Below are 7,845 nucleotides of genomic sequence, written 5' to 3'. Positions count from 1 at the left end.
GGTGCGTTCGCGCGTCGGCCACTCCTACGTCAAGGCCTTGATGGCCGACACCGGAGCGATTTTCGGTGGCGAGCACTCGGCGCACTACTACTTCCGCGACTTCTGGGGCGCCGACTCCGGGATGCTGGCGGCGCTGTACGTGCTGGCCGCCCTCGGCGAGCAGGACCGCCCGCTGTCGGAGGTGACCGCGGATTACCAGCGCTACGAATCGTCCGGCGAAATCAACTTCACCGTCGCCGACGCCGGGCAATGCACGGAAGCGGTGCTGAAGTCGTTCGGCACGCGGATTCACTCCCTCGATCACGTGGACGGGGTGACGGCCGACCTGGGCGACGGCAGCTGGTTCAACCTGCGCAGCTCCAATACCGAGCCGTTGCTGCGGCTGAACGTGGAGGCGCGCACGGTCGAGGACGTGGCCGCGGTGGTCGCCCAGATCAGTTCCGAAATCACCGCGGCCTCGGCTACCGGGGCGGGTGCGAAGGCCGCGCCGTGAACGCCACCCGGGTGATCGATCTCGAGGACACCGACGGCCTGTTGGCCGCCGACCGCGACGGCCTGCTACGCGCCGCGTCGTCGGCCGGTGCCCAGGTGCGTGCGGTCGCCGCCGCGGTCGACGAGGGTGCGCTGGACCCGTTGCGCGCCGAAGACCGTCCGCGCAGCGTCATCTGGGTCGCGGGGCGCGGCACCGCGGAGACCGCCGGGACGATGCTGGCCGCGACCATGGGTGGAACCGCTTCCCAGCCCTTCACTCTCGCCGACGAGGCACCGCCTTGGGTGGGTCCGCTCGATGTGCTGGTCGTCGCGGGCGGCGACCCGGGTGATCCCGCGCTGGTCGCCGCCGCCACCACCGGGTTGCGCCGGGGCGCGCGGGTGGTGGTGGCGGCGCCCTATGAGGGCCCGTTGCGGGACGCCACCGCCGGGCGTGCGGCGGTGCTGGCGCCCCGGCTGTGGGTGCCCGACGAGTTCGGCCTGTGCCGGTACCTGGCCGCCGGGCTCGCCCTGCTGCACGCCGTGGACCCCCGACCCAAAACGGACCTGGCGGTGCTCGCCGACGAGCTGGACGCCGAGGCGCTGCGCAACAGCGCCGCCCGCGAGCTGTTCACCAACCCAGCCAAGCTGCTGGCCGCGCGGATCGCCGAGCGTCAGGTGGCGCTGGCCGGCGACGGTGCCGCGACGCTCGCGCTGGCCCGGCACGGCAGCTCGGTGCTGCTGCGGGTCGCGAACCAGGTGACTCCGGCTACCGGGCTGGCGGACGCGCTGGCCGCCCTTCGCGCCGCGGCGTCGGGCGGCTTCGAGGATCCCGACGCCGCGCTGTTTCACGACGACGAGATCGACGGACCGCCGCCCCCGCGGTTGCGGGTGCTGACCGTCGTCCTGGCCTCCGAGCAGGCGGGCGTGGCCGCCCGGACTGCCGGACTGGACAACGTGTACCTGCTCGCTTCCGAGGATGTTCCCGACGGGCCCGGCGGCTCGGCCGGCTACGGCGTTTCGCCGGCGCTGGGGGGCCCCGGTAGCCCCGAGCAGCAACTGGCAGTATTGGCCGTCCGGCTGGAAATGGCCGCGGTTTATATGCGACTGGTGCGGGGATAGATACAACAGTGGAACTGCTTCGCGGGGCCTTGAGAACCTACGCCTGGGGTTCGCGTACCGCTATCGCCGAATTCACCGAGCGTCCGGTGCCGGCGGCGCATCCGGAGGCCGAGCTCTGGTTTGGGGCGCACCCGGGCGATCCGGCGTGGCTGGCAACGGACAACGGCGAAATCACATTGCTCGAGGCGCTGGTCGACGACCCGGAGGGCCAGCTCGGCCCGATGTCGCGGGCGCGCTTCGGCGACGTGCTGCCGTTCCTGGTCAAGGTGCTGGCCGCGGACGAGCCGCTGTCCCTGCAGGCGCACCCGAGCGCCGCGCAGGCGGCCGAGGGCTACCTGCGCGAGGAGCGGGTCGGCATTCCGCTGACCTCGCCGGTGCGCAATTACCGCGACACATCCCACAAGCCCGAGTTGCTGGTGGCGCTGCACCCGTTCGAGGCGCTGGCCGGATTCCGGCAGGCCGCGCGCACCGTCGAGCTGTTGCGGGCCCTGGCGGTGTCCGACCTCGATCCGTTCATCGACCTGCTGAACGACCAGTCCGACGCCGACGGTCTGCGCGCGCTGTTCACCACCTGGATCACCGCGCCGCAGCCCGACATCGACGTGCTGGTCACCGCCGTGCTGGACGGCGCCATCGCGTACCTCAGCTCGGGCGCAACGGAATTCGCGGCCGAGGCCAAGACGGTACTGGAGCTCGGCGAACGCTATCCCGGTGACGCCGGTGTGCTGGCGGCGCTGCTGCTCAACCGCGTCAGCCTGGCCCCGGGCGAGGCCATCTTCGTCTCCGCCGGCAATCTGCACACCTATCTGCGCGGTTTCGCGGTGGAGGTGATGGCCAACTCGGACAACGTGCTACGCGGCGGCCTGACCCCCAAGCACGTCGACGTGCCCGAGCTGCTTCGCGTGCTGGACTTCGCGCCCACCACCGAGGAGCAGCTGCGGCCGCGGATCCGCCGTGAGGGCTTCGGACTGATCTATGAGACGCCGACCGACGAGTTCGCGGTCGCGCTGCTGGAGCTCGACGACGAGTACGTCGGCCACGAGGTGGACGCGACGTGCAGCCACGACGGCCCGCAGATCCTGTTGTGCAGCCAGGGCTCCACGACGGTGCACGGTAAATCCGGCTCGCTGACGTTGAAGCGGGGGATGGCTGCCTGGGTGGCGGCCGACGACGCCCCGATCCGGCTGGTGGCGCACGAACCCACCAAGCTGTTCAGGGCGACGGTTGGGCTGTGAGGGCCCGCCGCTCTTTAACGGCCTGTCGCCGTTCGCCCAGCCACAGCCGCAGATTGTGCGCCATGGTGCGGCCCACTATCCGCGGCGGCGGAACCATGTAGAGGCTGTCCAGCAGGGAGAAGCGCCGCAAGAACCATTCCGCCAGAACGGGGTCGGTCTCGGCGGCGCCCAGGAATTGGTCGAACAGCGCACCGGTGGGACGCCACCACCAGGGGAGCGACTCCTTGGTGGTGGCGTGGTGGAAGGCGACGTCGCCGATGGCGTTCATCGTCCACACCGGGAACGTGCTCTTGGCCGTGGCCCGGTTCAGCGCCGCGGCGACCTGATCGTCGGGCAGTTGCAGCGCGCGGCGCAGATGGCCGGCCTGCAGCGAGGTCATCGTCATGCCCTGCCCGAAAGTGGGATTGAAGCTGGCCACCGCGTCACCGAAGGCGATGATGCCGGCCGGCAGGCGCTGCAGTTTGTCGTAGCGGCGCCACTTGCTGGCCGGGAAGGCGTGAAACGCCGGATCGCCCAGCGGCTCGGCCCGCGTCAGCGCCGCATTGAAGTGAGCGGGAAGCAGCCGCTGCGCCAGCCCGAGCATCTCGGGAAAGGTCCGCGGCGGTTTCGCGTGGGCCACACCGAAGGTGGTGAGGACCCAGGAGCCGTCCTCGTAGCACAGCATGCCCAACCCGAGGGACTCATCGTGCGAGGCGCCGGCAACCACCACACGTTCCGCGATCAAGCCTTCCGGGATGCGGAAGAACTGGGTGGCGTAGTTGATGCCGATGTCCATGGTCTGTTCGACCGGGCGCGCAAATCCCCACTGCGTCAACCACACCGGCAGCCGGGTGCCCCGGCCCGCCGCGTCGACGACCAGGTCCGCGGTCACGAACTCCTGATCGTTGCTGCCCTCCTCGGCCGGATCCAGCAGCACGCCTGTCACCCGTTGTCGCGCGCGATCGAACCGCGGCTCGGCCACCGAGCGCCGCGCCACGGTCACGTTGTCGAGGTCGCGGACCCGTTTGCGCAACTGCCATTCCAGATGCGGGCGGCTGGGCACGTAAGCGGTGAACTCGTCGCGCAGGGTATGCCCGGTACCCAGCACGTGACCCGCGGCCCCCAGGTGGATGCAGTCGGGCCGGTTCTCCAATTTGGGCACGCCGGCGCTCACCATGTCGTCCAGCAGGCCCGGAAAAAGGTCCTCGAATTCCATCGCCCCGCGCGCCATCAGCATGTGCAGGTGCCGGTCCTGGGGCACCGTCGCCCGATTCGCCGGTTCAGCCGGCAACTCGTCGCGCTCGTACACGGTCACCTGCGAATACGACTCCGAAAGCACCCGAGCGGCACAAAGACCGGCGATGCTCCCCCCGATGACCACGGCATGATCCCTGGCCGTTGCTCTGCTATCCGGCATTTGCGCAGAGTACCCAGTACTGTGACGGACCAATGGCTCCCAGTGCCGGGAAAGGGCGAATGCATGGCCAATCGATGGCGGACCAAGTCGATCGAGCAATCAATCGCCGATACCGACGAGCCGGACACCAAGCTGCGCAAGGAGCTGACCTGGCGGGACCTGGTCGTGTTCGGCGTCGCGGTGGTGATCGGTGCCGGCATTTTCACGGTCACCGCGTCGACGACCGGCGACATCACCGGTCCGGCCATCTGGGTGTCGTTCGTAATCGCGGCCGGTACCTGCGCGCTGGCCGCGCTGTGCTACGCGGAATTCGCCTCGATGCTGCCGGTGGCCGGTAGCGCCTACACCTTCTCTTATGCCACCTTCGGGGAGTTCCTGGCCTGGATCATCGGCTGGAATCTGGTGCTGGAATTGGCGATCGGCGCCGCCGTGGTGGCCAAGGGCTGGTCGAGCTATCTGGGCACGGTGTTCGGGTTCGCCGGCGGCACGGCGAAATTTGGCTCGGCGCAGGTGGACTGGGGGGCGTTGGTGATCGTCGCGGGGGTGGCGACCCTGATCGCGTTGGGCACCAAGTTGTCATCGAGGTTCTCCGCGGTGATCACCGCGATCAAGGTGTCGGTGGTGATCTTCGTCGTGGTGGTCGGCGCCTTCTACATCAAGCGCGCCAACTACTCGCCGTTCATCCCGAAGGTGGAGGCCGGCAGCGAGGCCAAGGGCATCGACCAGTCCGTCCTGTCGTTGCTGACCGGCGCACACAGCAGCCACTACGGCTGGTACGGGCTGCTGGCGGGGGCGTCGATCGTGTTCTTCGCGTTCATCGGGTTCGACATCGTCGCCACCATGGCCGAGGAGACCAAGAATCCGCAGCGCGATGTGCCGCGGGGAATCCTGGCGTCGCTGGGCATCGTCACCCTGCTCTACGTCGCCGTAGCCATCGTGCTGTCCGGCATGGTCTCCTACACCCAACTCAAGACGGTCCCGGGCCGCGGGCAGGCGAACCTGGCCACCGCCTTCACCGCGAACGGCATCCATTGGGCCAGCAAGATCATCTCCATCGGCGCGCTGGCGGGACTGACCACCGTGGTGATGGTGTTGATGCTCGGCCAGTGCCGGGTCCTGTTCGCGATGGCGCGCGACGGGCTGCTGCCACGGTCGCTGGCCAAGACCGGCTCGCACGGCACCCCGGTGCGGATCACCGTGCTGGTCGCCGTGGTGGTCGCCGTGACGGCGTCGGTGTTTCCCATCACCAAGCTCGAGGAGATGGTGAACGTTGGAACCCTGTTCGCGTTCGTCCTGGTCTCGGCCGGCGTGATGGTGCTGCGCCGGACCCGGCCGGACCTGGAGCGCGGTTTCAAGGCGCCGTGGGTGCCGGTGCTTCCGATCGCCTCGATCGCCGCGTGTATGTGGCTGATGCTCAACCTCACGGCGCTCACCTGGGTTCGGTTCGGGGTGTGGCTGGTGGTCGGCACGGCGATCTACGCCGGCTACGGCTACCGGCACTCCGTGCAGGGCCGCCGTGAGGAAGTGGAGACCGAGCCCAGCGACTCTCTCGAGGCCGATCCGCATAGCCCGGTGCCCTAATCAGCGTTCTTTACAAATCATCGTCTTTTGTCTAGACAGAAGACGCAAACGCCGGTATTGTCCAACCTCAACGTGGTGTGACTCACAAGGAGGTTTGGCATATGACCACATTTAAACCGCAACTGAGCCGGGGATCCGAGCCGCTGGTCTGGCGGGACAAGAAGCGGCGCCTGTGGCTGATGGGGCTGATCGCCCCGACGGCGTTGTTCGTGATGCTGCCGCTCATCTGGGGCCTCAACCGGCTGGGCTGGCACGCCGCCGCGCAGGTGCCGCTGTGGATCGGGCCGCTCCTGCTCTGGGTCCTGTTGCCGATCCTCGACCTGCGTTTCGGGCCCGACGGGCAGAACCCGCCCGACGAGGTGATGGAGCAGCTGGAGAACGACAAGTACTACCGCTACTGCACCTACGTCTACATCCCGTTCCAGTACCTCAGCGTCATCGTCGGCGCCTACCTGTTCACCGCGTCGAACCTGAGCTGGCTGGGCTTTGACGGCGCCCTCGGCTGGGGCGGCAAGCTGGGGCTGGCGCTGTCGGTCGGCGTCCTCGGTGGCGTCGGCATCAACACCGCGCACGAGATGGGCCACAAGAAGGACTCGCTGGAGCGTTGGCTGTCCAAGATCACCCTGGCGCAGACCTGGTACGGGCACTTCTACATCGAGCACAACCGCGGCCACCACGTGCGTGTCGCCACCCCGGAGGATCCAGCGTCGGCGCGCTTCGGTGAGACCTTCTGGGAGTTCTTGCCGCGCAGCGTCTTTGGTAGCCTGCGCTCGTCGCTGCGGCTGGAGGCGCAACGGATCCGCCGGCAGGGCTCCAGCCCGTGGCACCCCAAGACGTATCTGTCCAACGACGTTCTCAACGCCTGGCTGATGTCGGTGGTGCTGTGGGGCTCGCTGATCGCGATCTTCGGCCCGGCGCTGATCGGATTCGTGATCATCCAGGCGGTCTTCGGCTTCAGCCTGCTCGAGTCGGTCAACTACTTGGAGCACTACGGCCTACTGCGGCAGAAGAACTCGAGCGGTCGCTACGAGCGCTGCGCGCCGGTGCACAGCTGGAACTCCGACCACGTAGTGACCAATCTGTTCCTGTACCACCTGCAGCGGCACAGCGATCACCACGCCAACCCGACCCGTCGGTACCAGACGCTGCGCAGCATGGCGGGCGCGCCCAACCTGCCGAGCGGATACGCGTCGATGATCTCGCTCACCTACTTCCCGCCGCTGTGGCGCAGGGTGATGGATCACCGGGTGCTGGCGCACTATGACGGCGACATCACCAAGGTCAATGTGCAGCCGCGCCTGCGCGAGAAGCTGCTGGCCCGCTACGGCGTGACGGCATGACCGCATACCGCTGCCCTGGCTGTGACTACACCTACGACGAAGCGAAAGGCGCACCGCGGGAAGGCTTTCGGCCGGGCACGCCCTTCACTGACATCCCGGAAGACTGGTGCTGCCCCGATTGTGCGGTGCGCGAGAAGGTCGATTTCGAAACGACGTCCGGCGACGATGCAGAGCGTCGCGATGAGGAGGAGCCGGACAATTGGATAGGAGTGAACCGATGAGCGACCGCGATGAGCCCTTGGGCGAAGAGCATCAAGCCCTGTTCAAGCTCTTCATCTGCGTGCAGTGCGGATTCGAGTACGACGAGGCTAAGGGTTGGCCCGACGACGGCATCGCGCCCGGAACCCGGTGGGACGACATCCCCGAGGACTGGAGTTGCCCGGACTGCGGCGCGGCGAAGACCGACTTCGAGATGGTGGAGATCGCGCGTTCGTGACCGCCGGCGACGATGCAGAGCGTAGCGATGAGGAGGAGCGGCGCTAATGATCGGCGCCAACGCGACGGCGAAAGCCGCTATTGTCGCGCCTGTGAAGCGGATGCCGTTCGCCGAGGCATCGCGTGCCCTGCTGCGCGACTCGGTGCTCGATGCGATGCGGGATCTGCTGCTGACGCGGGACTGGTCGGCCATCACCCTGTCCGATGTGGCCCGCGCCGCGGGCATCAGCCGGCAGACGATCTACAACGAATTCGGCTCCCGACAGGG

General features: G+C 68.0%; 8 protein-coding genes and 1 pseudogene. 8 read left to right on the top strand and 1 reads right to left on the bottom strand.

Features of this window, described 5'->3' with window-relative positions:
- The 3 genes and pseudogenes from manB to manA all read left to right on the top strand — a co-directional run.
- Positions 1–493: pseudogene (manB, locus tag VFW69_RS06315) on the top strand (phosphomannomutase/phosphoglucomutase); the annotation flags it as partial.
- Positions 490–1,590 (top strand): TobH protein, encoded by a 1,101-nt coding sequence (locus tag VFW69_RS06310; RefSeq protein WP_526499266.1) that lies wholly within the window; start codon positions 490–492, stop codon positions 1,588–1,590. The pseudogene manB and the gene VFW69_RS06310, both read left to right, overlap by 4 nt.
- Before the next feature lie 8 nt (positions 1,591–1,598).
- Positions 1,599–2,825, top strand: a complete 1,227-nt coding sequence (gene manA, locus VFW69_RS06305; RefSeq protein WP_526499264.1) for a mannose-6-phosphate isomerase, class I — start codon at positions 1,599–1,601, stop codon at positions 2,823–2,825.
- Here manA and VFW69_RS06300 read toward each other — a convergent pair.
- A complete protein-coding gene (locus tag VFW69_RS06300) occupies positions 2,803–4,185 on the bottom strand; it encodes an FAD-dependent oxidoreductase (RefSeq protein ID WP_526499268.1) in 1,383 nt (460 codons plus the stop codon). The genes manA and VFW69_RS06300 overlap by 23 nt on opposite strands.
- Positions 4,186–4,284: 99 nt before the next feature.
- Here VFW69_RS06300 and VFW69_RS06295 point away from each other — a divergent pair, with 99 nt between their 5' ends.
- From VFW69_RS06295 to VFW69_RS06275, 5 genes are all read left to right on the top strand, one after another.
- The gene (locus VFW69_RS06295; RefSeq protein ID WP_526499262.1) at positions 4,285–5,802 is read left to right on the top strand and encodes an amino acid permease; all 1,518 of its coding nucleotides are present in this window, start codon (positions 4,285–4,287) and stop codon (positions 5,800–5,802) included.
- A 101-nt stretch (positions 5,803–5,903) separates the two neighbouring features.
- Complete coding sequence (locus VFW69_RS06290; protein WP_526499260.1) at positions 5,904–7,142, top strand: alkane 1-monooxygenase; 1,239 nt, start codon at positions 5,904–5,906, stop codon at positions 7,140–7,142.
- Positions 7,139–7,363 (top strand): rubredoxin, encoded by a 225-nt coding sequence (locus tag VFW69_RS06285; protein WP_526499258.1) that lies wholly within the window; start codon positions 7,139–7,141, stop codon positions 7,361–7,363. Before VFW69_RS06290 ends, VFW69_RS06285 begins: the two co-directional genes overlap by 4 nt.
- The gene (locus VFW69_RS06280) at positions 7,360–7,578 is read left to right on the top strand and encodes a rubredoxin (RefSeq protein WP_526499256.1); all 219 of its coding nucleotides are present in this window, start codon (positions 7,360–7,362) and stop codon (positions 7,576–7,578) included. Before VFW69_RS06285 ends, VFW69_RS06280 begins: the two co-directional genes overlap by 4 nt.
- 46 nt (positions 7,579–7,624) lie before the next feature.
- Positions 7,625–7,845: TetR/AcrR family transcriptional regulator (locus VFW69_RS06275; RefSeq protein ID WP_526499254.1), on the top strand; the 221-nt coding region annotated here is incomplete at its 3' end.

This window comes from Mycobacterium sp. (genome assembly GCF_036273375.1).
Classification (GTDB): domain Bacteria; phylum Actinomycetota; class Actinomycetes; order Mycobacteriales; family Mycobacteriaceae; genus Mycobacterium.
Note: the sequence above shows the minus strand (reverse complement) of the source record. Positions and strands in the feature narration are given on the sequence as shown.